Genomic DNA, 23,419 nt, shown 5'->3' with positions numbered 1-23,419 from the left:
CACAAAAGGTGATATTTATGCCAGGTTCAATTGAAAAACGAGGTGAGAATTCATATCGGCTTGTTGTATCTGCTGGATATGGACCTGATGGAAAAAGGAAAAGATATACTAAAACGATAAAAGTACACGGCAAAACAGAAGCAGCAAAATTAAAAGAGGCCGAAAAAGAGCTTGCTAAATTTATTGCAGAAATTGAAGGCAACATGTTCATTGAACCTTCCAGATTAACTTTTAAGACATTTATTGAAAAATGGTTAAAAGAATATGCAGAAAATAATTTAGCTCCAAAAACTCTACATCGTTACAAAGAGATGTTAGAAAAGCGTATAATTCCAGCATTAGGTCACTTAAAATTAAACAAAATAAAACCTATACATGTACTCGAATTTTTAAATATGCTAAAAGAGGATGATGCAAGATTAGATGGTAAAAAAGGTGGTTTATCACCTCAAACAATAAAGCATCATTATAGACTTATTCATACCATTTTTGAAGATGCGGTTAAATGGCAGCTTATTCCTTCTAATCCTGCTTCTAATATTGAACCACCAAAAGTTCCTAAAAAAGAAGCTGGCTATTATAATGAAGAAGAGGTTAGAAAACTCATCAAAGCACTTGAAAATGAGAAATTAAAATACAAGGTAGCAGTTATGGTTACTCTAGCAGCAGGATTACGTATTGGCGAGCTTATGGGATTAAAGTGGGAACATGTTGACTTTGAAAATAATACAATAAAAATAGAACAGACAAATCAATATTTACCTGGAGAAGGGACCTTTACTAAAGATCCTAAAACAGAAACATCAAAAAGACTAATAGCTATGCCAAAAGAAATAATGGATTTACTTAGAGAATATAAAAAAGAGCAAAATATTGAGAGACTGAAAAAAGGAAGTATGTGGATTGATACAGGATATGTGTTTACACAATGGAATGGACAACCCATGTATCCATATACCTTCACAAAATGGTTCCCTAAATTTTTAGAAAAGCATGGGTTGCGAAAAATAACATTTCATCAGCTCAGGCATACATCTGCAACTTTATTAATTAATGCAGGAGAGAATGTAAGAACTGTATCAGCACGATTAGGGCATAGTAATACATCTACTACGATGAACATATATGCTCATGCATTGAAATCAGCCGACAGAAATGCTGCTGATAAAATTGCAAATTATTTATTCGAAAAAAATAAAAACCAGGCTTAATTGCCTGGTATATTTTTGCGTTATTGGGGAATTTTCAGTTGTTTTTGTCCCCAAACTGTCCCCAATTTAAGCTTAATTTTGTGTTTGTTATATTTATCCAGACTCAAAACCCTTGATTTTAGGCACAATAATGGCAGGGGAGACAGGAATCGAACCCGCAGCCCACGGTTTTGGAGACCGTTGCTCTACCAATTGAGCTACTCCCCTGCGCGCTTTTTATTATAACATACGAAACAAACCCTCGTCAATAATTTATATCCTTTTTTGTTGAATTATTCATAGAAAATTTTCTGAGATTTAGTATAATTATTAATTAAAGAGATAAAGAAATATTGTTGTATAGTTTAATACTAATATCTAGAAAGTTCAGAGGTGATATATAATGCTTAAAAAGATATCTTTACTACTATTAGTTTTTGTAGCCTTTTCTATATTAATTCCTATTTCAGCACAAGGGGCAAATATAACAATTACAATTAATGGCCAAAATGTAGTTTTTGAACAAAAACCTGTTATAAAAGACGCCACAACTTTAGTCCCTATGCGGGCATTTTTTGAAGTATTAGGTGCTAAGGTAAACTGGGAAGAGAAGACTAAAACGGTTACAGCCTTCCGCGGCGAAACGACTGTACAACTTATAATTGGTCACAAAATTGCAAAAATTAATGGAAAAAGTTATGAATTAGCAGTGGCGCCGCAAATTATAAATGGCTATACCTATGTGCCTTTAAGATTTGTTGGTGAAGCCCTTGGAGATGAAATAATATACGATAATGGGCACATAATAATCAATTCTTCCAACCAAAGAACAACGGTAAATTCAATAACTGCAACCAAAAACATGGTTGGTACTAGTACTCTTTCAACTCCTAATGTAACCAGTGAAAAAGATTTGTATCTTTTAATTAAAAATGCTCTTGAAAACAATGAAGATGAGATAATTTTTACCCTTAGCAATTCTTTCTACAATTCTGTAAGAAGTAGTGGTACAGTTAATGATATATTAAACAGTATATCGGATATTGTAGATCTGGTATTGGCACATCATCCTGAAATTGGCTATGCTAATAAGTGGACTATTTCTGCAAATAGTTTTAACAATGTCATAAGTAAAGTAAGTATAAAATTTGAATATATATATCCTAAAGATAAATTGGAAAAAATGAAAGATGAAATAAATATTAAAGCTAAAGAAATTATTGACCAAATAATAAAACCGGATATGTCTGATATAGATAAAGTCAAAGCAATTCACGACTACATTGTAAAGAATACTAAATATGATTATGAAAATTTGATAAATAACACTATACCACCAGAATCTTATACTGCTTATGGAGTTTTGATAAAAGGAGTAGGGGTGTGCCAAGGATATACTGCTGCTTTTAATTTACTTGCTCAATTAGCTGGGATTGATAGCCTTGGAGTAGCTGGTACAGGTTTTAATTATAGTGGGTTTATGCCTCATGCTTGGAATATGATAAGAATTGGCGGCAAAATCAGTTACGTAGATGTTACATGGGATGACCCTGTTCCAGATCAAGGGGATAATGTAAGATATGATTATTTCAATGTAACAGAGGAGCAGTTAGCAAAAGACCATAGTTGGGATAAAGAAAAATTTTCAGAAAAATATTTTGATTATAAATGAGAGGGGTTAAGCGATTGCTTAAACCCTCATTAGTATTAATTATTTCAATCTTTTATACTCATCACTATGCCAATGAAAATAGGTAAATTTGTCTTATTGTCAATAATTGCATATACAAAAGGTCTATCTAATTTTACTATTTTAGGATTTACTGGCATTGCTGTGGACGTCATATTGACTGATGTTACAGCTCCTGCCTTTGTTCCTTTTTCATCAACAGATATAAAGGTTTTGTGAAGGACTTCTGATATAAAAATATTACCGACGGAAGAAGTTCCTAGTTTAGTAAAGTTTGCTTTTTCTGGTGAAAAAGCCTCCTTCATTCCGAGGGATTCTAAGGTACTATTAAGGTTGATTTCATAGTTATACTTAAATTTTGGAAGATATGCATGTACCAAAGTTATTTTCGCATCTTTGATCAAATTTATAAACTTTTCTCCTGTTAATGTTTTTACATACTCATTCACTGATATATTTTCATCAGGGAGAATAGCTACAAAACTGTAATGTTTTTTTACGTAGGGTTTGATAAAACCAATTGCATTTTTATCTTCAATATAAAAATTTTCCTCTGACATCATGAATTCAGCTTTCTGTTTATTTCCGTTTATATCAGTAAATATATCTTTATATATATTGTGCTTTTCATATACTGTTTCCCATTCTGCATCAAAAGCTACAGCATTTATCAGGTACATAACGTCTTCCGGATCAATTTTGTTTAATATTTTGTAAATCATTCCATTTGTTTTCGATTTTACCCAGTTGTTTATGTCACTTACTGTACTGCTGTCAAAAGCAGCTTTAAAAATATCGGCTTTATAATAATCTGCAATTATCTGAAGAAAATCTTTAGAGGGCATAAAATCATTTTCTTTGAACCATATTGAATTGGCGATAGTTAATTTTGTTTTTTCTTCATTGGAAAGCTTTTTCATATATGTGTACAGGTATTTGTTTAAATCTTCAATGGAAATGTCTTTTCCCAGTACTTTTTCCATTTGTGCAAGAGTCTCATTATCTGCTCCATTTGCTGTCATGGCTAATGCTAGCATTACTGAAAGTGGAGAGATTAAAGAATTTTCCTTGTCAGCAATTGAATATTTGAAAAGTTCGATTGAAAAGTCGGCTGTGTTATGGATAAACTTTTCATCTATGTTTTTTTCACTTACTAGATTTGCTTTTATTCCTTCTATCAGATTTGCAGCTTGAACTTTTGAGGTAGGAAAAGAACATCCTGTTATATTCATTAACATTGCAATGAATATTGTGATGCTGAGTATTGCTGTAAAAAGTTTTTTAAGTTTTAAAATTTCCATGATAAATATCACCCTCTCCTGTGTTCTTCTACTAAATTAGACGAATTACATCATTAAATGTTCCATAAAATTTATTAAAAATAAACTCCTAGAAAGCCGATAACAGAGCTTTCTAGGCAGAAGAGTTTTACTTTTGCTATTTTGGCAGTTTACATATGAGGGGATTATTTTAAAGTTTTTTTCCTTTTTTGAGGGATTATTTTTTGTTTTTAGAAGGAATTTTATAATTTTTGAAGAATATAAACATTAGAAATTAATTATTATTTGATAAAAATTTTATTAAAAATTTAAATTCTTTTTAAGGAGATGAACAAATATGAAAGAATGTAAAAAACTTATAACAGAGAGAAGAGCTATTACCTTTTTTGATTCAGCAAAAGAAATATCAGATGACCTTATAAAAGAGATTCTTGAAACTGCCTCTTTAGCTCCTTCTGCTTATAACCTTCAGCCGTGGAAAGTAGTTGTGGCAATAAGTAAAGAGAAGAAAAGAATTTTAAAAGAAATTGCTTTTAATCAGCAAAAAGTAGAGGATGCTTCGGCGGTAATTGTAGTTATAGCAAATCCCAAGGCAGCAGTAGAAAATATAGATAGGGTTTTAGAAAGCTCTATTGAACTTGGATATATGAAAAAAGAAAGAAAAGAGGTTGCAAAACAGAGGATTTTATCAGTTTGGGAGGATCAAGAGCAGGCTAAGAGAAAGGCTATTAGAGATTCAGCTCTTTTTTCTATGAATGTTATGATTGCCGCAAGGGTGTACGGGCTTGAAACCCACCCCATGGATGGATTTGATGAGAAGAAATTAAAAGAGTTTTTGAATATTGATGAAGAGATGTATGTACCTATGATAATAGCTATAGGTTACAAAGATCCAGACAAAGCTTTATTACCAAGAGCTTATAGATTTAAGTTTGAAGAATTTGGGGAGATTATCTGATGAAAAATTACATATTGATTTTGATGGCTTCTGTTTTAGCAGGAGCCACTAATGCAATAGCGGGAGGAGGTACACTGATTACTTTTCCCGCTCTTTTATGGGTGGGAATAAATCCTTTATCCTCTAACATAACAAATACTGTTGCTCTTTGGACTGGTTCTATTACGGGTGCGTGGGCATTTAAAGAAAGGTTTTCCCAAACGAAAGAGCTTTTAAGGTTTTTGACATTGCCTTCTTTACTTGGTGGTATCTTAGGAGCTTATCTTCTTATGATAACTCCTCACAAAGTCTTTGATTTTATTGTACCTTTTTTAATCTTGTTTGCTACCTTGGTTTTGGCATTAAATGAAAAGATACATGTATTTAGTTTAAGGGGGAAAAGGGAAAGGGCAGGGGGATCTCTGGTAGTAGTTTTTATACTTCAATTTCTTACTTCTTTGTACGGTGGATACTTCGCAGCGGGTATAGGTATTTTAATGCTTGCCGCTTTAGGAATTGCAGGTATTACTGATATACACACGGCGAACGGCATAAAAAATGTTTTGTCACTTTTTATAAATGTAACTTCAGGTTTGGTTTTGATTTTTAGTGGTAAAGTGGTGTGGGTATATGCATTTATTTTAATGCTGGGTTTTGCTTTAGGGGGTTATTTAGGAGGAGCAATTTCACAAAAGTTTGACAGTAGAAAAGTAAAAAAATTTGTTGTTTTATGGGGGTTTGTATTGGCAATAGTGTTTTGGGTGAAAGGAGTGTAATTTTGGAGGGAGGTAATATAATGATAAAAGGATTTAAGGAATTTATTACAAGAGGTAATGTTTTAGATTTAGCTGTAGCCGTAATAATAGGTGGTGCATTTAATAAGATTGTTAATTCATTGGTTGTAGATGTATTAACACCTCTGATTGGAGCAATATTTGGAGCACCAGACTTTTCTGCTATTAAATTCGGACCTATATCAATAGGCAACTTCATAAATGCAGTTATTAACTTTATAGTTATAGCTGCCGCAATATATTTTTTTGTAGTAGCTCCTATTAATACAATCAAAAATCGCAAAGAAAAACAAAAACAAGAACAAACACCACAAGCATCTCCTGAGCCTTCAGAGGAAGTAAAACTTTTAAGGGAAATTTTAGATGTGTTAAAAGAAAAATGAATAAAAACATAATTTTAATTTAAAGAGTAAGGCAAAATGATACCTGTTATTCCAGAAGAGTTTTATGAGTATTTAGACGAAAACGAAGTATTAAAATCAAAAGATGACGCACCTTATGAAGTCAAAAAGAAATTTGAACAATGGCTTAAAAACTTTGAAAAAGAATATGAAGAAAGGATAAAAATTGAAGATAAATAAATGTGTAATTTCTATATTTTTAAAATGTCGCTGATGGGTGAGATAATTAAACCAATCAACGACATTTTTGTTTATAAAATATATTTTCTTAGCAGGAATTTGGAAAGTTATGTAGAATATTGTTATATGTAGAAAGATTTTTATATAGAGCTAGTTGAAATGTATTATTATAAAAAGGAGTTTTTGGTATGAGTAAAAAAGAAATTAATGTTATTTTAGAGACAATAACTCCATTGTGGACAGGTGATGCATGGCAGGATAATACGAAAATAAGACCCTCATCTTTAATGGGGAGTTTAAGGTTTTGGTTTGAGATTATTTGTTATTTTAGTGGTGTTTGCAGTGAAAAAGACTTTAATAAAAGCAACGGTAGATTTGAGAAAGATATAAAAAATGAAGAAATAAGAAAAGAGTTGTTGAATTATGGTACCGATTTTGACGCTCAAATTCAAGCATTAAGAAAACTTAATGTTCCTATACCAGCAATAGTTTTTGGGACAACTGGTTGGAAAAGCTTGATTGAGATAAAAGAGATAAAACCATTATATGATTATTGTTTTGGTAATAGATTAAATTTACCAAATAGAATTTGTGTTTCTAAAGTGAATGAAGAAGTCAAAGAGAATAGTGATTGTCCTAAAAGAAGTGATAATAATTGGTCTGTTTTTTATTTTCCAAATCCATATTTTTATGGAGTATTTGAAGTTAAATTTTTAGTTGAAGAAGAAATATTAGATGGGATTTTTTATCCTCTTTTAAATTTTATGGACGAGTATGGCTACTGGGGAGGAAAGTGGAATATTGGTTATGGAAGGTTAAAGATTATGAGGATTAATGGTAATGTTGAGTGGACAGGAAAACAAAGATTTGATTTTAGTTTATTTAAAGATGAGACTAATGGAGTTCTAGATTGGAGCAATTATTTAAAGTTGGTTAATAGTTTTGCTGATTTAATTAAAATTGATAAAAATAGTAAAAAATTAAAAGTATTAAGCAATCAAATACAAAACCAAGATTTAAAAGAGGTTATTAAAGAATTAATAAAAATAAAAGCAAAAGAAAGGGCAAAAGACAAAAGTAATGAAGAAAATACAGAAAAAAGGCATAAGATTTTTGGCACCACTGAAAAGCCTCCATACAATGAAGATCTTCCTCAGGGGTCTAAAATTTTACCTTTTATAAAAAAAGAAAATGGAAATTATGTTGGAGGGTTTCTATCTATCGTTGATTTGTTAGAACTTTATGAAGGAGGTTAATGAAATGATTAAATATGATGCATTTGCAAGAGCTATGATAAATTTTAATACTCTTAAAAATGGGAAAGAAGAAGTAAATAATTATTTAGAATTAAAGTTTAAAAATTTAACAAAAAAAACTGATGAACTTGATAAGTTTAAAAAGAATAAAAAAGAGTATTCTATCTGGTCAGAAAAATTTCAAACCGTACAAAAGATGTCTGGTATTTTAATTAAGGAAGATAAAAATAACACTGATAAGGATTATCTAAGTAACTATATAAAAAAACTTCCATTACACTCATTTATAATCCAAGCAAAATTCAAACTAAAACAGCCTTACTTTTCAAACGATGACGATGAATTTTATATTATTCAGAACCCTGTTCTAAAAGAAAAAGCCTTTAAAGTTCCTATGGTACGTGGAAGCGGATGGAAGGGAGCTTTAGCAGGGGCATTTAAAGAATTAATTAATGAAAAAGACAACTTTAATGAAAAGAAAGAAGTTATTGATAGTTACTTAAGAATATTTGGTGCAGGCTCAGATAGTATAAAAACTATTGAGGATTATTTACAAAGTAAAAATGGGGATTTAGGCAAGTTTAAGGAAAAACTTTTAGAATTTATATTATTTGAACTTGGAATGAGAATAGACAAAAACCTTATAGATGAAATTAATAGCCAAAATTCATATGAAACACTTAAAGACATTCTTTACAAGAAAATTTCTGAGAAACTTCAAAGGGATAATAAAGATCTTCCAATAGAATTTCAAACACATAAAGGAAGAGCCATATTTTATCCTACATATTTTGACAGACTTTCTTTAGAAGTAATCAATCCCCATGACAGAAGAAAAAGAGCAGGAACACAACCTATTTATTATGAGGTAGTCCCAGAAGGAACGGAAGGATTATTGCAAATTATATACATTCCTTTTGATGCAGTTTTAAAAGAAAATGATGTAATAAAAAAGGAAGCAGAAAAAGATTTAGAAAATCTCACATCGGCAATTGAAAAAGTATCACAGAATGGAATAGGCGCAAAAACAAAGCTTGGATGGGGAACTTTTGAGTTAATAGATAGGGAAAAGTATTATTGCATTAATGGGGATATTGAAGGAACGAGGTGGGGAAAATGTCAGGGCTAAATTTGGAAAATTTAAAGAAGTATAAAGATGAAATTTTAAAGGCTGAAATAGGAGCATTATTATTTAACTTAGGTAAAACACATGTTGGATTTTCATTTTGGAAACCATATTTCCCAAATTCGAATTATAAATGGTCAAGTTACAAAGAGTATGTTGATAAATTTTTAGATACCGAACTTACACAAGTTGATAAACAACTTGAAGATTTTATAAACGCTATACAAATAAACCTAACTTTTATAACTAATTTAATAAAAATGAAAGAAATAATGCAAGGTGGTGAAAGTTCTTTAGATTTTGTTAATAAAATTTTCTTTCGTGGATGTGAAAATATAAATTCCGGTATAGACAAAGGTTCTCCCAAAAAACAGTTAGAAGGTAATTTATGGATTTCAAATGCTTTTGGGTCCTTTAAGAAAAATGTAGAATCGCAAGATTTTGATGATGCAAGGATTAGCTTTTACAATAAGCTTCATAACTTTTTATCCTGTAATAATTATTATGAAAAACCTGATTGGCAAGAAATAAGAAAATTTGTTTTCGCTGAGATTAAGAATTGGTATTCAAGACTTTTGAGTGATTCACGTTTTCCTGTAAATGATGTTACTCTTTGGGATCAGGTTTATATGACAGCTACAATGTTTAAGGCAGTATTAGCTCACTTATGTATAGATTCATCTAAAGTAGATGATTACATGAAAAATCCATCTTCTATTAGATGGCGTATTCTTGGTATACAATACGATAAACTTGGGCTTGCAGAAAAAGGTTATAAACCTCAACAAATACAATGGTATAGGGAAGTTTCAAAGGAAATCGATGATGAAATTAAAAAACTTTTAGAATATGTTTATCCTATTGGAAATGAAATATATCGTGATGAAACAGGAATTTATTTTTTAGTAGGTGAAGATTTAGGAGAAGATTTAAAGGATGAAAGGAGTTTAGCAAAGTTAAAAAGTGATTTAAAAGAAATAGAAGGAAAAATTATAGATATTTTTAAAACAAACTCTTTTGATGAGCTTTATCCTGCTATTTTTCTCACAAAAGCTTCACGTGGCATAATGAATTTAACATACCTTCTTGAAAAAGCTAAAGAAAATTTTTTAAAAGCTGATTGGAGTAAAAAAGAAACTGATATATGCTTAGAAAAATCTGAAAGCGGAAAAGCAAAAGGTATTTGTCAGGTATGTGGACAAAGATTAGTGTTTGAAAGAGATAAAAGTGATGAAGATAAAAATATATGTGATATATGTCTAAAAGAAAAAACGCAAGGTAGGATTGAACGATGGTTTAAAAATAGAGATAAAGAAACTATTTGGATAGATGAATTAAAAGATAAAAATGATAGGATTGCATTGGTTACTATGAAGTTTGAACTGTATGATTGGTTAAATGGAAATATGTTGAATAGTATGTTGGTCAGAGAAGAGGATTTTAATGATTATATTAGTATCATAAAAGATTTATTAAATTTAATAAAAAGCGAATTATCAAAAGGAGAATTAGAAAGTTTAAAAATTGATAACACAGCAGAAGACAAGATAAAGAAATTTTTGCTTTTATATGATGTAGGAGGTATTTACAAACCTTTTAATGAAGTCTATGAGCACTTAAAAAAGAATAAAAATATAGATAATGTTCCAGGCAGACATAAAGATCTAACAAAGCGCTTATTAGCAGAAGATTGGATTGAGGATTTTTCTTTTTTTAATAAGAGTAGCAGAATGATTACTATAAACAAAAAAAGGAATGAAAGTATTCAAAATTATTTAAAGGATAACGGTGCAAAAGGTCATTTATATGAAATATTTGCAATAAATTATTTAATTTTACAAATTTACAATACTTTACTTGAACGTTCTATTGGTGATAGATGGGAAGAATTTATAAAGCAGAAATTAGGCAACAAAATAGACTTTGAAAACAGAAAAATAGACTGGCAAAACCTTACCGACGATGATATAGAATTCCTCTCTACTCTTATCTTCCAATTTATCCTTCGTAAAAATTCCTCCCCGGCACGATTAAGAAGGATATGGGATAGCACAAAAGAATTTTTTGAGGATATAAAAGCAAATATATGCGCTTATGCAGGCATTCCTCAGAATAGAAGAGTAAGGTATTATTGGGGAAATGTAAAAATTGAGAACAAAAATATCCCAGACGGTGAGTATTATGATGGAGAAGCAATTTTTTGGGCTGATAAAGGGAAGGTTTATTTGATATCCAACATAAAAGATTTTACAAATGATAAAAAGTTTAATCTTAAAAAATATGAGGATAAGAAGAATATAGGAACATCACTAAATTTAAATGATAGTACAAAATCTGAGTATTACCAACCTTATATCTCTATTATTGATCCAACTCCAATTAGCTGGCAGTTTATTATACCTGCTGAGTATGTGCCAAATTTGATTGAAAATGTTATTAAAAAATACAGTGAGAACTTCAAATTTGTTTATGGAAAACTGCCACTTCATATAGGAATAGTAGTGCAGGATTATAAAAAGCCTCTATATGTAGGGGTAAAAGCTTTAAGAAAAATTAGGAGGGATGTAGAGGATACAGAAGAATTAATTTTAGAAGAAAAAGCATTCAAAATCAAAAATGTATTGAAATGTCAAAAGATTGAGGAATCATTAAACAACACTCATAATTATTATTCTTTATATTGGGGGACGCATAAAAAATGTTACGAAGTTTTTTTAAAACCAAATAATAAAAACAAAAAATGGATAGAAAGTATTGATGAATTAGGAGATAATGAAGAAATAAATATAATTCCCAATACATTTGATTTTGAGTTTTTAGATACAAATACAAGAAGAAATGATATTTATTATGACGAGAAGAAGGATAATAATGGAGAAAACAAGGGGTGGAAGAGGAAGATAGCACCTAAAAGTTCTCGCCCGTATGATTTAGAGACATGGGAGAAGTTTAAAAAATTCAAAGAACTATTTGGTAAAGAAAATATAAATGGGAGTATTCGAAGTACAAAACTTCAAAAATTAATCTCCGTTTTATATGAGAAATGGGAAGTCTTAGTAAATTACGAAAATCAAAAAGAGGATGTTAAGGAAGGAATAAAAGCATTTCTTGCTTCAAGCTTTGTAAATATTCTTAAACTAAACAACGATAAAGACCTTGCTGATAGAATAAGAGACTTATTTGATATTGATAAGTCAGAAAAAGATGTTAAGATTTATGAGCAACTGAAGAGAAAAATGACATCAGATAATGTACAGCTTTTCTTGGATATGTTTGAATTTTGGCATACAACTTTGAGGGAGGTTTAAAAAATGAGTGAAAATAATTTAGTAAAAGAGTTTAGGATTTATGGAATGGCAACAGACCCGATTTATATTGGTACAGGCGGATATACTATAGGAAGAGTTGATAATACAATTGTAAGAGACCCAATAACAAAACTTCCCAAAATTCCTGGTTCAAGTTTGGCAGGGACTTGGAGATATTATGTTTCATTGGAGCTTTTATCAAAAATTAAAGATAAGCAACCTAAACTTAAAGACATCAAAAATTTAAATGGAGCAAGCTTAAATGAAAAAATACAAGAGTGGGTTAAGCAAAATCCCAATAATTGGTCCAATAAAAATTCCAATAATGGGTTCAATAATAGTTGGGAATATTTTAATGGCAACGTGGTAGCAAAAATTACTTGTGCAGGGCAGGACAATACTCCGCAAGAAGAACTATCGAATTCACCGGATGCGACTAATAAAGAAGGCAAGACAGGGCATTGCGGGCATTGCATAGTCTGCAAAGGTTTTGGATTTTCAAAGAAAGATTTAAGCTGGCAGGGAATGATTTATTTTAGCGATTTAAATATTTTGTTTTTTCCTGTTTTTACTCGTTTTGGTACCAAGTGGATAACAACAAAAGAGATATTAAAAAATGCAAAGTTATATGGCAAAAACACAGAAAATGAACAAGATGAGAGCAAAGATTTGGTTTGTATAGCTTTAGAAAAAATTGAGGATGGAAAAGAGGATGGGCACATAAATCTTGGATGGATTTATTTACCTTATAAAGTAGAAAATATTTCACTCAATCTAAGTGAAATGAAGATAGGCGATTTTGAGATAAATCGTGACAAAATTGTTATTGTCCCTGAAAGCTTATTCTCTCAAATTGTAAATTCCAATCTTGAGGTAAGAACATCTGTTTCAATAGATCCAATAACAGGAGCTGCAAAAGAAGGTGCATTATTTACTTCGGAAGCTATACCAAGAGGGACGATATTTTATGGAGATTTAAGAATACATGACAAATCGGCTTTTAAAGGATTATTAGATAAAGTCGGAGATTTGCCTGATTATACTATGCTAAAGGAAGCTTTATGCGATTCCAAACACTTCTTTGAGACATTAGGTATTGGTGGTATGACAACAAGAGGGTTTGGAAGAATTGTATTAGAAATAAGAGATGAGGATAAAAATTGTGAAAAAGCTATTCCAAACCAACTAAATACCGGAAAGACTGACCCTAATGGGGGTGAACAAAAATGAATGAAAATAATCTTGAGTATACATTAAATGAATTGGGTTTTGAAATAGTGAGCAGTTCTCAAAAAGATAAAGAAATTTTAAGATTCATAGATAAGGCGTTAGGAGTTTTATCTAATGACGGTGTGTATGCTTATTATGTTTTTTGTTTAAGCAAAGATAAAAAAGATGATAAGAAATACAGCGACATATTTATTAAAAAGCCAATAGAAACTTTAAAGCCTTTTTTACAATCTAAATATAGTGCAATTAATAAAGCTGAAGATTTTTTTCAGGAATTGTCTAAAGATATTTACGAATTGTTATTTTACAAAGAATCATTAGAAAAAGCTCTGATCTATGCCCGATACCATGCAAAGGCAATGGGGGAATAAGAATGATATGGTTCAAACTAATTTTTAAACAAAATCAGCCAATACATATAGGCTCTGTTGAGTGGGGAGTCATTAATGAAACTGAAATTTTTATTCCTGGCTGGACTATGTGGGGAGCTTTAACAAATCAATTTTTAAAGACAATCGGGTTTAGAAAAATTGAGAGTGCTAAAAAATTCTTTAAAAAAATTACTAATTTTTATCCTGTTATAGGAAATGAAGAAGAGGTAAATTTTAATCCTTTGTTTCCAGGATATAATAAAGGCGATTTTTACCTTGGGGATTACCCTGAGGGAAAATTTAAATTTGAATTTGTTGATACTCTTGTTTCAACAGCTATAGAACCACTATTAAGAAGTGCAAAAGATGAAAGTTTGCATGAATTTGAATATATACTTCCAAAATCAAAATTAGATTTAGATAATAGAAGTAAACAACTTTATTGGGTAGGTTTAATTGGGTTTGAAGAAGAAGTTATTAAAGATATAAACTCTTTAATAACAAATGGAAATAATGACCAAGATATAAAAGAAAATGATAAAAATGATGAAAGTAAAAAGAATGAGGACAAAGATTATAATGATTTTTTGTTAGATGTTTTTTCTAAAGTTTATATTGGTGGAGATATTAAATATGGTTTTGGAAAATTAGAATTATTAAACTTGAGTATTGATGTAACAGAAGAAGAACTTAGTGAATGGAACATTACTGGAAATGGAACAGCAAGTATAAAACCTAATTTTCCATTAAAACAATTTTTCAAATTTTCTAATGAAATAAAATTTGAAGGGGAACTCAAACTTCTTTCAGAATTTGATTTTACACAGAATATACCAAAAGTTCAAGAAGCAGGCTATTTTATAAATGTAGGTAGTAAAGTTTCAGACTTTAATGGAATTGATTTAAGTAAATATCATTTGACTAAAGGTAAATTTGAAAAAAATAAAATAATCGAGTAGGAGCTGAATAATTATTTTATTCAGCGTCCTCTCACACCACCGTACGTACCGTTCGGTATACGGCGGTTCATTAGGAATTGTGTACAATTAGATATCTTTGGGATAAACTCTTATAACCTATGCTCTCAAAGTATTTATTTGTAAGAGTCTTATTTAGGATTGGGCTATTGGATATTCTCCAGTAGCCTTTCCTTGTATTGGCGTATTCCCAGGCTTTTTGTTCTTCTACTCCTAGTTTTACTAAGTTATCATGCTTCGTTTTTATCTTCTTCCATTGTTTCCATATACATGCCCTTAGTCTTCGCCTTATCCATTCGTCCAAGGTTTTCATTATGCTTTTCGCGTCTGCTAATCCAAAATAGTTGACCCAACCTGTTGTTATTTGATTTAGTCTTTTTATTCTGTTTTACATGCTTATTCCCTTGTTCCGATTGGTTATTTCTCTTACTTTTCCCTTAAACCTTTTGATGGATTTTTCATGGATTCTTATTCTTACTTCGTTTTTTTTGTATAGAATGAAAATCCAAGAAATTTTCTTCTCCATGGTCTATCTACAGCACTTTTTACTTCGTTGACTTTTAGTTTTAATTTGCTTTCTATGAATTTCTTTCTGCTTTGTTAGTGGTAAAATAAAATTACCCGAAAAAGGGAAAGATTTTTCCCCAGTAAGATTGAGAAAATACCCTCTGTAGTTTAAAATAAAAATAAAACTACAGAGGAGGAAATTGCAATGTTGGGGGTAGATATGCATACAACAATTAAAACACTTTTTAAAAGAGGTTATAACAAAACACAAATTGCCCAGATATTAAAAATTGACAGAAAAACTGTAAGAAACATTCTTAAAAAAATTGATGAAGGGGGAACTATAGAAAGAAAACCAACAGCCTCAATATTAGATCCGTATAAAGAATATATAAATATTCAGGCATCAAAAGACTTAAGTGCCATGCGTATATTCCAAGATATGCAAAGAGACTTTGGATATACAGGAAGTTATGACACAGTAAAAAAATATATAAGCAAAATTAAAAAACCAACCCAAACACCATACATGGTACTAAATACTCTTCCAGGAGAAGAAGCACAAGTTGACTTTGGATATATTGGTACCATTAAAGTTAACGGGAAGCATAAAAAAGCATGGGTTTTTGTAATGACACTAAGCTATTCAAGGTATATGTATTGTGATGTCGTATTTAACCAAGCAGTAAAAACATTTATTGACTGCCATAAAAATGCATTCAGATATTTTGGAGGTGTTCCCCAAACAGTAAAAATAGACAACTTAAAAGCAGCAATATTAGAAGCAGACTTTTACGAGCCCACTGTCCAAAAAAATTATGCAGCCTTTGCAGCACACTATGGATTCTGGCCACAGCCATGTAGGGTTAGAACGCCAACAGATAAAGGCAAGGTAGAATCAAATGTCGATTATGTAAAGGATAATTGTTTCAAAAGCAGAGACTTTGAAAATATCGACGAAGCTGTTAACTTTTCGAGGTTATGGCTTGATACCATTGCTAATGTAAGAATACATGGTACAACCAAAAAAGTTCCATTGGAAGTTTTCAAGTCAATTGAAAAAGAAAAACTATTGCCCCTTCCAACAGAGGATTTTATCTTATCAAACTCTGTTAAATGTATAGTTAACACAAACTGCCACATATCCTATAATGGTAATTATTATTCAGTACCATATGCTTACATAGGGCAAGAAGTTGATGCTATAATCGCAAACGGACTAATCAAAATATACTTTAAAGAAAAAGAAATAGCCCTTCATCCAGTATGCACAGAGGATAAAGGGAGATACATAACAAATAATGAACATTATCCTTACAGTAAGAATATATCAAGCAAAGACATTTTGTCAAGGCAAAAAGAAGAAATGAAAGAAATAGGTATACATGCCAATGTGTTCTTTGAAAACTTCATACAGCAGGGCAATCTTAAAAAGTATGACTATAGGGCTATTTCAGGCATATTATCATTAAGAAAGCATTATAGTGACGAAGTAATAAACAATGCATGTTTAAGAGCCATTTCATATAATGCCTACAGCTATAAAATTATAAAGAAAATATGTGAAAAAGGAATAATAGACCTTCCAATAGACACAAATACGAGTTATATAAATCAAGACAAGACCTATGTTTCAAGGGAACTTTATGAATACAACAAACTCATAAATTTAGGAGAATTAAAAAATGAATGATTTATTAACTTCCCGGTTAAAGGATTTAAAGCTATCAGGTATTATTAAAACACTCGAGTCAAGAAATGAAGAAGCACTTAAAAACAGTTTATCATACATGGAATTCTTTGAGATGTTAATCAATGATGAAGTATTAAATAGACAGAATAACAGTAATATCAAAAGAGTTAACAAAGCAAGATTTCCACAGCATAAAACACTTGAAGAATATAATTTTAACTATCAACCATCCATAAATAAAAGATTTATATATAACCTGGCGACCTGTGAATTTGTCCGCAAGAAAGAGAATGTGGCCTTTATAGGCCCGCCGGGAACAGGTAAAAGCCATTTATCAATAGCACTTGGTTTAAAGGCAATATCACAAGGATATAAAGTACTCTTTACCACAGTAAATGAAATGCTAGAAGAATTATATATGTCAAGAGCAGATAACTCCTTTGGGCAGAAATTAAGATATTATACGAGTCCAGACCTTCTCATATTAGACGAATTAGGACTTAAGAAACTTAATCAAAATAGTGTAGATGACTTTTATGAAATAATATCAAAAAGATATGAAAAAGGCTCTGTAATAATAACATCAAATAAAGTTTTCGAAGAATGGGCTAGAATCTTTTACGATCCAGTATTAGCAACTGCTATACTAGATAGATTTGTTCATCACTGTCACTTTGTTGTAATTAAAGGCGAAAGTTACAGAATGAAACAGAGAGAAGGAGTTATTAAATCTATGTCAGAAGAAAACTCTAAAAAAGAATAAACTAAAGTAATGAAGATAATAGCTGATTAATTTTTTACCTTAGGTGGGGAAAAATCTTTCCCATAAGTGGGGAATTTTTATTGACAATAACAATGCTTTTCATTACTCTGTTTCCTGCAGACCTGCTTTTTACATATATGTTGCAGTCATCTGCGTATCGGCAGAATTTATGCCCTCGTTTCTCAAGTTCTTTGTCTAGTTCGTCCAACATTATGTTTGCTAATAGGGGACTTAATGGCCCTCCTTGGGGTGTCCCTTCTTCTGTTGATATTTTGATTCCGTTTATCATTACTCCTGATTCTAGGTATCTTCGTATTAACTTTAGTACCCTTTTATCTCCTATCCGCTTTTCTAGTTTGGACATTATTATGTCGTGGTTTACTCTGTCAAAGAACTTTTCTAAGTCCATATCTACAACCCATGTGTATCCTTCATTTATGTATGCTTCTGCGGCTTTTATTGCGTCTTTTGCACTGCGTCCTGGTCTGAATCCATAACTGCTATCAGAAAATGTATGGTTGTAGACTTTATTTAGTATTTGGGCTATTGCTTGTTGTATTAGTCTGTCTAGTACTGTAGGTATTCCTAGTAGTCTTACTCCTCCATCTGGTTTGGGAATTTCTACTCTTCGCACTGGTTGTGGTTTGTATTTCCCTTCCAGCAGTTGTTGTTTTATGGTTGACCAGTTTTCTTTGAGATACGGTAGAAGTTCATCTACTTCCATCCCATCGACTCCATGGCTTCCTTTATTTGCAACAACGCGCTTGTATGCTGCTTCCATGTTTCCTCGTTCTACTATCATTTCAAGCATCTTGCTGGTATATCTTTGTACTTCGTTTCTTCCATCTTCCGACGCCGATGATATACTATGCACTTCCGTTGTCTTTTGAAATTCCATTTCTCTATTCAACGGATAGCCTCTTTGTTGAGTTGTCTGCAGTCTTCGCATATCTTTCGAGTCCATAAGATTTTCAAAACCTCCTAACGTTCGGTCCTTCCTTATCTATTCATGTCTAGATAAGTACTATGACCTCTGCTGACTTCTCAAGGTTCAGCCATACATCACTGCATGGGTTGTCACTTCAGATTTTACTTCCATGACTTATCCTTGAGACCTCCCCGGGTAAGAACGATAACTTTCATCTCATCTATCTGCCAGATTTACTGTATGGGTTTCGGGTAGTGTTGGACTTCGTTTTGTTACGCAAACTCATCCATCCCAATTCAGCCTCTTATCTGGTTCTTGTTCATCAGACCGAGATTTTGCCTTAAGCTTCCTTCAGATTCCACCTCACGATGGACACCCTTGCTCTTGACTAGTGGTTCCCACTACCAAGCCCACAGCGGACTTTCACCGCCTAGTTATCGCCCATGCCGGGCGCACATAAAAAAACAGGCACTGTACATAAATTCATGCCTGTTTTTATTTAACAAATGAGTATTTAAAACCGGTATATCATTGAACTCTCTTATATTTTTATCCACGTGCAGGAATTTGTAAACTTTTATAGAAATAAATATATAGGTCCAAAGGGGGAGAAGGTGATATGTCAATTTATAAAGATATACAGGATGCTTTTATTTTGCTACCGTATAAATATTACAAGTTAATTTTATTAGTAGGACCAATTGGGAGCGGAAAAACGCAAATTCTCAAGAAAATTTCTTCTGATTATAACTATGATTACATAAACTTAAATTTGAAGCTGTCAGAAAAATTAATTAATATACCTTTTGAAGAGCGTTGCTACTATGTAGATGATTTTATGGAAGAAATTTTGTCTCAAAGTAAAACAGATGTTACAATATTAGATAACATAGAGATTTTATTTGCTCCCCATTTGAAAATAGACCCTTTAAAAATGCTTAAGAACATGAGCAAATATAAAAAAATAATTACATCCTGGGGAGGCTCTTATATAAATGGTATATTGACATACGCTGAACCTGGTTATCCAGAATATAGGAGATACAAAAAAGATGACTTGGATATAATTGTAATAAATATTGAGGGAGGAAGATAGGATGAAATATGGAGATCTTATTCAGTATGAACCGATTGAAACTGTTATAAAACTTAAGGATGCAGACAAGATCGATGAGGCGAAAAGACTTGTCAAATCCTTTGTAGTATCAGAAGGGATGGCAGATAGTATTATTAATATTTGTATACCCCAATTGCAGTTTGATGAAACAATTGACAATAAGGGTATATTTATAGTTGGCAATTATGGTACTGGTAAATCCCATTTAATGTCTGTAATTTCAGCAGTAGCAGAAAATAAGGAAATGCTAGATTATGTTTCTCATGAAGAGTTAAAAAAAGAGATGGGAAAGATTGCAGGAAAATTTAAAGTTTTAAGATTTGACATTGGGGCTGTAAATACACCCTTAAGAAATATAATTACGAAAGAGATAGAAAAGGACCTTGCCAGATACGGGATAGAGTTTTATTTTCCACCAATTGATGAAGTTACAAATAACAAAGATGCTTTTATGGAAATGATGAGTAAATTTGAAGACAAATTTCCGGACAAAGGCTATCTCATAGTGGTTGATGAATTATTAGATTTTCTAAAAGCAAGGAAAGAACAGGAATTGATTCGCGATTTAACTTTTTTAAGAGAAATAGGAGAAATAACAAAGTCTACCAGATTGAGATTTATGACGGGAGTACAGGAGACCCTGTTTGATAATCCGGCATTTAATGCTGTTGCACAAACTGTATTAAAGATGAAGGACAGATTTGAACAGTTAATAATTAAAAGGGAAGATATTTCCTACGTAGTATCTCAAAGATTATTAAAAAAGAATGACAGACAAAAAGCATGGATAAGGAGCCATTTAGAGAAATTCAGTCCGTTGTATAAAAGTATTTCCAGCAGAATCGAAGAATTTGTGGAATTATATCCTATACATCCTATGTTTATAGAAGTATTTGAAAAAATGTTTATTGTAGAGAAAAGAGAAGTTTTAAAAACAATATCACATTTGATGAGAGAACTGTTAGACAAAGATGTACCTGAAGATGAGCCTGGAATTATTTCTTATGATTCTTATTGGAAGTTTTTAAGAGACAATCCTTCATTAAGGGCAGAGCCAGATATAAAGAGAGTAGTTGATAAAAGCGTTGCCGTAGAAGATTTAATTGAACATTCCTTTACAAGACCTCAATATAAAGATGCTGCATTAAGAATTGTACATGCATTAAGTGTTCATAGGTTTACTACAGGAGATATACATACATCTGTTGGTATAACAGTTGAAAATATTAAAGATGATTTGTGTTTATATATAAAAATGCCAGAGATAGAAGAGGACTTTTTAATAACGACTATAGAAACAATAATGAAGGAAATAATGAAAACATTGAGCTGGCAATATATTTCATACAATCCAGACAATCAGCAGTATTATCTTGACATGGTAAGAGAAGGCATAAATTATGATGCCAAAATTCAGGAGAAAGCAGAAATATTGTCAGAAGATATTTTTAACAGGCATTATTTTGAATTGCTTATAAAAGTCCTTGATTGGAATGCTCCTGAAAAAGTGCCAAACATGAGAATATGGGAGTATAGTCTTACTTGGAATGAGAAAAATGTTAAAAGATATGGCTATCTTTTTATGGGATATCCTGATGAAAGGAGTACAGCTCAGCCTCCAAGAGATTTTTATATTTACTTTTTACCTCCTTTTGTTGGAGTTAACTATAATAAAAAATATATATTAAATGGAAAAGAAGATGAAGTATTTTTTGAATTTGTTAATACGGATGAAGAAATAATAGAGAAAATAAAAAAATATGCCGCTACAATGGAGTTAAGTGAATTATCCTCCAGTGACCAGAAAAAAATTTATGAAGATAAAGCTAATGGTTTTCAAAAGGATATTACTAAATGGATAAGAGATAATGTGTCAAAATGTTTTAATGTTTCTTATAAAGGAGAAACACAAAGTATAATCTATTGGCTTAAAGGAAAAACAGCTAATTATGATACTATTAAAAGTTATATTGATGAGGCGGCTTCTTCTTGCTTATCATTGTATTTCAGTGAAAAATACAGTGAATATCCTACATTTTACACAAAAATCACAGAGGCAAATTTAAACGAAGTTTTTAAAAGTGCAATGAATTATTTAGCTGGCAAGAAGACAGAAACAGGCAAGAAAGTATTGCAGTCTTTTGATTTAATTTTAGGGGATGATATTGTACCCGGAAATTCAAAATATGCTAATTATTTTTTAAATGAATTATATAAACTTCCACCAGGGAAAGTTTTAAATAGAGAAGATATTATAGAGAATGTAAACGGTGAGGATATTGATAAAAGATTCAAATTAGAAGTGCAGTGGGTGGTTCTTTTGCTCAGTGCCCTTGTGTACAGCGGAGATATAATCTTGAGGATAAAAAATAAAGTTTATGATGCTACTACAATAGAGGCACTTGCTAATATGAACGTTGGAGAGCTTATAGATTTTGACAGTTTTGAGAGGCCCAGAGATATACCTGTCAGAGAATTAAAAACTCTATTTACTTTGTTAGGCTTGCCATCAGGGTTAGTAACAGCAAGTCTTAGCAAACCAGAAGAAGCTATAAGACAAATGGTGGCAAAGAGTGAAGAACTGGCTAAAAAAGTTGTAACTGTTAATCAATTTGTTGTTTCAAATAAAACTATATGGGGTAAGCCTGTATTTGATGAATTTGAAATAAGAGATTATAAAGATTTGCTCAATAATTTTAGAGATTTTCTTGACAGTTTAAAAGCCTTTAATACCCCTGGAAAATTAAGAAACTTTAAGTATACTGAAGAAGAGCTAAAAGAAAAATTCAAGACATTGGAGACAGTAAAGAAAATAGAAAAAATAATTGATTTTAAAAATGAAGTAGAAGAACTTGTCAAATACTTGTCCTCTGCCGAACAGCAATTACCCGAAGAAATTGAATTAAAGCAAAATATAAATGAAATGAAAAATGAAGTAGAAAGATTTATAAAACAAATTGATACTAAAGAAAGTGAAGATATAAAAAGGCTGACGAGAGAATTAGAAGAATTGAAAATAGAGTATATTGATTTGTACCTTGAGTATCATAAGAAACACAGGCTTGATTATAATGGAGATGAGCGTAAAAAGAAAATAATGGCAAGTGATCTGTTTAATAATCTTAAGAAGCTTAAAGATGTAGGAATATTTCCTGTTAACAAATTTAGCGAAATTGAGGATATATTGGCCTCTTTAAAAACCTGTTATAGTTTAACAGAAAAAAACATGGAAATTGAGACACAATGTCCTAATTGTGGATACAGTATAAAAAGTGGCGAAGTTCCTGTGTTTGGAAAATTGGATGAAATTGAAGACAAAATAGAAAATTTGTATATGGAATGGACTAAAATTTTATTAGATAATATTGAAGATCCAATGATTCAAGAAAGAATGGAAATTTTGAATAAAGACCAACAAAAAGTTATACGTGACTTTTTGAATAAAAAAGAATTGCCGGAGAAAGTGGATAATCTGTTTGTATCAGCAGTAAAAGACTTAATTGCTGGTCTTGAAAAAGTAGAGATTGAAATACCTGAGCTTATTTCTACTTTAACCGCTGATGGACCTATAACAGTAGAAGAGTTTAAAAAAAGATTTTTGGAATATGTCGACATTCTTATAAAAGGCAAAGAAAAGGACAAAGTGAGAATTATTATAAAATAAACGGGGG

General features: G+C 31.2%; 17 protein-coding genes, 1 tRNA gene and 2 pseudogenes. 16 read left to right on the top strand and 4 right to left on the bottom strand.

The genetic code is table 11. The features are described from left to right. The first annotated feature begins 17 nt into the window (after positions 1–17). The gene (locus tag THYS13_RS03600) at positions 18–1,211 is read left to right on the top strand and encodes a tyrosine-type recombinase/integrase (protein ID WP_042833189.1); all 1,194 of its coding nucleotides are present in this window, start codon (positions 18–20) and stop codon (positions 1,209–1,211) included. Between the two features lie 131 nt (positions 1,212–1,342). On the opposite strand, the gene THYS13_RS03595 is transcribed toward THYS13_RS03600, so the two are convergent. Further along, positions 1,343–1,418, bottom strand: a tRNA-Trp gene (locus tag THYS13_RS03595). A gap of 175 nt (positions 1,419–1,593) precedes the next feature. Here THYS13_RS03595 and THYS13_RS03590 point away from each other — a divergent pair. Beyond that, entirely contained in the window at positions 1,594–2,862 is a 1,269-nt protein-coding gene (locus tag THYS13_RS03590) for a stalk domain-containing protein (RefSeq protein WP_042833188.1), read from the top strand. A gap of 44 nt (positions 2,863–2,906) precedes the next feature. Here the strand turns inward: THYS13_RS03590 and THYS13_RS03585 are convergent, their stop codons facing one another. Then, the gene (locus THYS13_RS03585; RefSeq protein ID WP_042833187.1) at positions 2,907–4,181 is read right to left on the bottom strand and encodes a serpin family protein; all 1,275 of its coding nucleotides are present in this window, start codon (positions 4,179–4,181) and stop codon (positions 2,907–2,909) included. A gap of 316 nt (positions 4,182–4,497) precedes the next feature. Here THYS13_RS03585 and THYS13_RS03580 point away from each other — a divergent pair, with 316 nt between their 5' ends. The 10 genes from THYS13_RS03580 to THYS13_RS03540 all read left to right on the top strand — a co-directional run bounded on the left by THYS13_RS03580 (position 4,498) and on the right by THYS13_RS03540 (position 14,722). Next, the gene (locus tag THYS13_RS03580) at positions 4,498–5,118 is read left to right on the top strand and encodes a nitroreductase family protein (protein WP_042833186.1); all 621 of its coding nucleotides are present in this window, start codon (positions 4,498–4,500) and stop codon (positions 5,116–5,118) included. Next, positions 5,118–5,873 (top strand): sulfite exporter TauE/SafE family protein, encoded by a 756-nt coding sequence (locus THYS13_RS03575; RefSeq protein ID WP_042833185.1) that lies wholly within the window; start codon positions 5,118–5,120, stop codon positions 5,871–5,873. The genes THYS13_RS03580 and THYS13_RS03575 overlap by 1 nt, the downstream gene beginning before the upstream one ends. 20 nt (positions 5,874–5,893) lie before the next feature. After that, positions 5,894–6,274, top strand: a complete 381-nt coding sequence (gene mscL / locus THYS13_RS03570) for a large conductance mechanosensitive channel protein MscL (RefSeq protein WP_042833929.1) — start codon at positions 5,894–5,896, stop codon at positions 6,272–6,274. A gap of 36 nt (positions 6,275–6,310) precedes the next feature. After that, positions 6,311–6,472 carry a hypothetical protein gene (locus THYS13_RS14370; RefSeq protein ID WP_201035647.1) on the top strand — a complete coding sequence of 54 codons (162 nt, stop codon included), beginning with the start codon at positions 6,311–6,313 and terminating at the stop codon, positions 6,470–6,472. A 188-nt stretch (positions 6,473–6,660) separates the two neighbouring features. Continuing rightward, positions 6,661–7,728, top strand: coding sequence for a type III-B CRISPR module RAMP protein Cmr1 (gene cmr1 / locus THYS13_RS03565; protein ID WP_042833184.1), 1,068 nt, complete (start codon positions 6,661–6,663; stop codon positions 7,726–7,728). A gap of 4 nt (positions 7,729–7,732) precedes the next feature. Further along, a complete protein-coding gene (locus THYS13_RS03560) occupies positions 7,733–8,857 on the top strand; it encodes an RAMP superfamily CRISPR-associated protein (protein ID WP_042833183.1) in 1,125 nt (374 codons plus the stop codon). Continuing rightward, positions 8,845–12,162: a CRISPR-associated protein Csx11 gene (locus tag THYS13_RS03555; protein ID WP_042833182.1), complete on the top strand. Its 3,318-nt coding sequence runs from the start codon at positions 8,845–8,847 to the stop codon at positions 12,160–12,162. Before THYS13_RS03560 ends, THYS13_RS03555 begins: the two co-directional genes overlap by 13 nt. Positions 12,163–12,165: 3 nt before the next feature. Next, on the top strand, positions 12,166–13,392 hold the full coding sequence (locus THYS13_RS03550; RefSeq protein ID WP_042833181.1) for an RAMP superfamily CRISPR-associated protein: 1,227 nt from the start codon (positions 12,166–12,168) through the stop codon (positions 13,390–13,392). Then, positions 13,389–13,763 carry a hypothetical protein gene (locus THYS13_RS03545; protein ID WP_042833180.1) on the top strand — a complete coding sequence of 125 codons (375 nt, stop codon included), beginning with the start codon at positions 13,389–13,391 and terminating at the stop codon, positions 13,761–13,763. The genes THYS13_RS03550 and THYS13_RS03545 overlap by 4 nt, the downstream gene beginning before the upstream one ends. Positions 13,764–13,765: 2 nt before the next feature. Then, positions 13,766–14,722 carry an RAMP superfamily CRISPR-associated protein gene (locus tag THYS13_RS03540; RefSeq protein ID WP_042833179.1) on the top strand — a complete coding sequence of 319 codons (957 nt, stop codon included), beginning with the start codon at positions 13,766–13,768 and terminating at the stop codon, positions 14,720–14,722. Positions 14,723–14,792: 70 nt separating this feature from the next. Here THYS13_RS03540 and THYS13_RS14095 read toward each other — a convergent pair. Then, a pseudogene (locus THYS13_RS14095) lies at positions 14,793–15,340 on the bottom strand (group II intron maturase-specific domain-containing protein); the annotation flags it as partial. Positions 15,341–15,467: 127 nt separating this feature from the next. Here THYS13_RS14095 and istA point away from each other — a divergent pair. Next, positions 15,468–16,940: an IS21 family transposase gene (gene istA / locus THYS13_RS03530; protein WP_082990393.1), complete on the top strand. Its 1,473-nt coding sequence runs from the start codon at positions 15,468–15,470 to the stop codon at positions 16,938–16,940. Continuing rightward, on the top strand, positions 16,933–17,703 hold the full coding sequence (gene istB, locus THYS13_RS03525) for an IS21-like element helper ATPase IstB (protein ID WP_042832981.1): 771 nt from the start codon (positions 16,933–16,935) through the stop codon (positions 17,701–17,703). The genes istA and istB overlap by 8 nt, the downstream gene beginning before the upstream one ends. A 91-nt stretch (positions 17,704–17,794) precedes the next feature. Here the strand turns inward: istB and ltrA are convergent. Next, positions 17,795–18,667 (bottom strand): annotated as a pseudogene (gene ltrA / locus THYS13_RS03520) (group II intron reverse transcriptase/maturase); the annotation flags it as partial. A 583-nt stretch (positions 18,668–19,250) separates the two neighbouring features. Between ltrA and brxF the strand changes: the two are divergent. Together brxF and THYS13_RS03510 are read left to right on the top strand one after the other, a co-directional pair. Further along, complete coding sequence (brxF, locus tag THYS13_RS03515; RefSeq protein WP_003869593.1) at positions 19,251–19,727, top strand: BREX-3 system P-loop-containing protein BrxF; 477 nt, start codon at positions 19,251–19,253, stop codon at positions 19,725–19,727. A gap of 1 nt (position 19,728) precedes the next feature. Further along, on the top strand, positions 19,729–23,412 hold the full coding sequence (locus THYS13_RS03510) for a DUF6079 family protein (protein WP_042833177.1): 3,684 nt from the start codon (positions 19,729–19,731) through the stop codon (positions 23,410–23,412). Positions 23,413–23,419: the final 7 nt, after the last annotated feature.

This window comes from Thermoanaerobacter sp. YS13, from assembly GCF_000806225.2.
Lineage (GTDB): Bacteria > Bacillota > Thermoanaerobacteria > Thermoanaerobacterales > Thermoanaerobacteraceae > Thermoanaerobacter > Thermoanaerobacter uzonensis.
Note: the sequence above shows the minus strand (reverse complement) of the source record. Positions and strands in the feature narration are given on the sequence as shown.

What these genes read in the sequence shown, in the direction of transcription:
- cmr1 (WP_042833184.1), top strand. Translation starts at nt 6,661, where the DNA reads ATGAGTAAAAAAGAAATTAATGTTATTTTAGAGACAATAACTCCATTG.
- THYS13_RS03550 (WP_042833181.1), top strand. Translation starts at nt 12,166, where the DNA reads ATGAGTGAAAATAATTTAGTAAAAGAGTTTAGGATTTATGGAATGGCA.
- THYS13_RS14370 (WP_201035647.1), top strand. Translation starts at nt 6,311, where the DNA reads ATGATACCTGTTATTCCAGAAGAGTTTTATGAGTATTTAGACGAAAAC.
- istB (WP_042832981.1), top strand. Translation starts at nt 16,933, where the DNA reads ATGAATGATTTATTAACTTCCCGGTTAAAGGATTTAAAGCTATCAGGT.
- THYS13_RS03510 (WP_042833177.1), top strand. Translation starts at nt 19,729, where the DNA reads ATGAAATATGGAGATCTTATTCAGTATGAACCGATTGAAACTGTTATA.
- brxF (WP_003869593.1), top strand. Translation starts at nt 19,251, where the DNA reads ATGTCAATTTATAAAGATATACAGGATGCTTTTATTTTGCTACCGTAT.
- mscL (WP_042833929.1), top strand. Translation starts at nt 5,894, where the DNA reads ATGATAAAAGGATTTAAGGAATTTATTACAAGAGGTAATGTTTTAGAT.
- THYS13_RS03600 (WP_042833189.1), top strand. Translation starts at nt 18, where the DNA reads ATGCCAGGTTCAATTGAAAAACGAGGTGAGAATTCATATCGGCTTGTT.
- THYS13_RS03560 (WP_042833183.1), top strand. Translation starts at nt 7,733, where the DNA reads ATGATTAAATATGATGCATTTGCAAGAGCTATGATAAATTTTAATACT.
- THYS13_RS03590 (WP_042833188.1), top strand. Translation starts at nt 1,594, where the DNA reads ATGCTTAAAAAGATATCTTTACTACTATTAGTTTTTGTAGCCTTTTCT.
- THYS13_RS03555 (WP_042833182.1), top strand. Translation starts at nt 8,845, where the DNA reads ATGTCAGGGCTAAATTTGGAAAATTTAAAGAAGTATAAAGATGAAATT.
- THYS13_RS03580 (WP_042833186.1), top strand. Translation starts at nt 4,498, where the DNA reads ATGAAAGAATGTAAAAAACTTATAACAGAGAGAAGAGCTATTACCTTT.
- THYS13_RS03540 (WP_042833179.1), top strand. Translation starts at nt 13,766, where the DNA reads ATGATATGGTTCAAACTAATTTTTAAACAAAATCAGCCAATACATATA.
- THYS13_RS03585 (WP_042833187.1), bottom strand. Translation starts at nt 4,181, where the DNA reads ATGGAAATTTTAAAACTTAAAAAACTTTTTACAGCAATACTCAGCATC.
- istA (WP_082990393.1), top strand. Translation starts at nt 15,468, where the DNA reads ATGCATACAACAATTAAAACACTTTTTAAAAGAGGTTATAACAAAACA.
- THYS13_RS03575 (WP_042833185.1), top strand. Translation starts at nt 5,118, where the DNA reads ATGAAAAATTACATATTGATTTTGATGGCTTCTGTTTTAGCAGGAGCC.
- THYS13_RS03545 (WP_042833180.1), top strand. Translation starts at nt 13,389, where the DNA reads ATGAATGAAAATAATCTTGAGTATACATTAAATGAATTGGGTTTTGAA.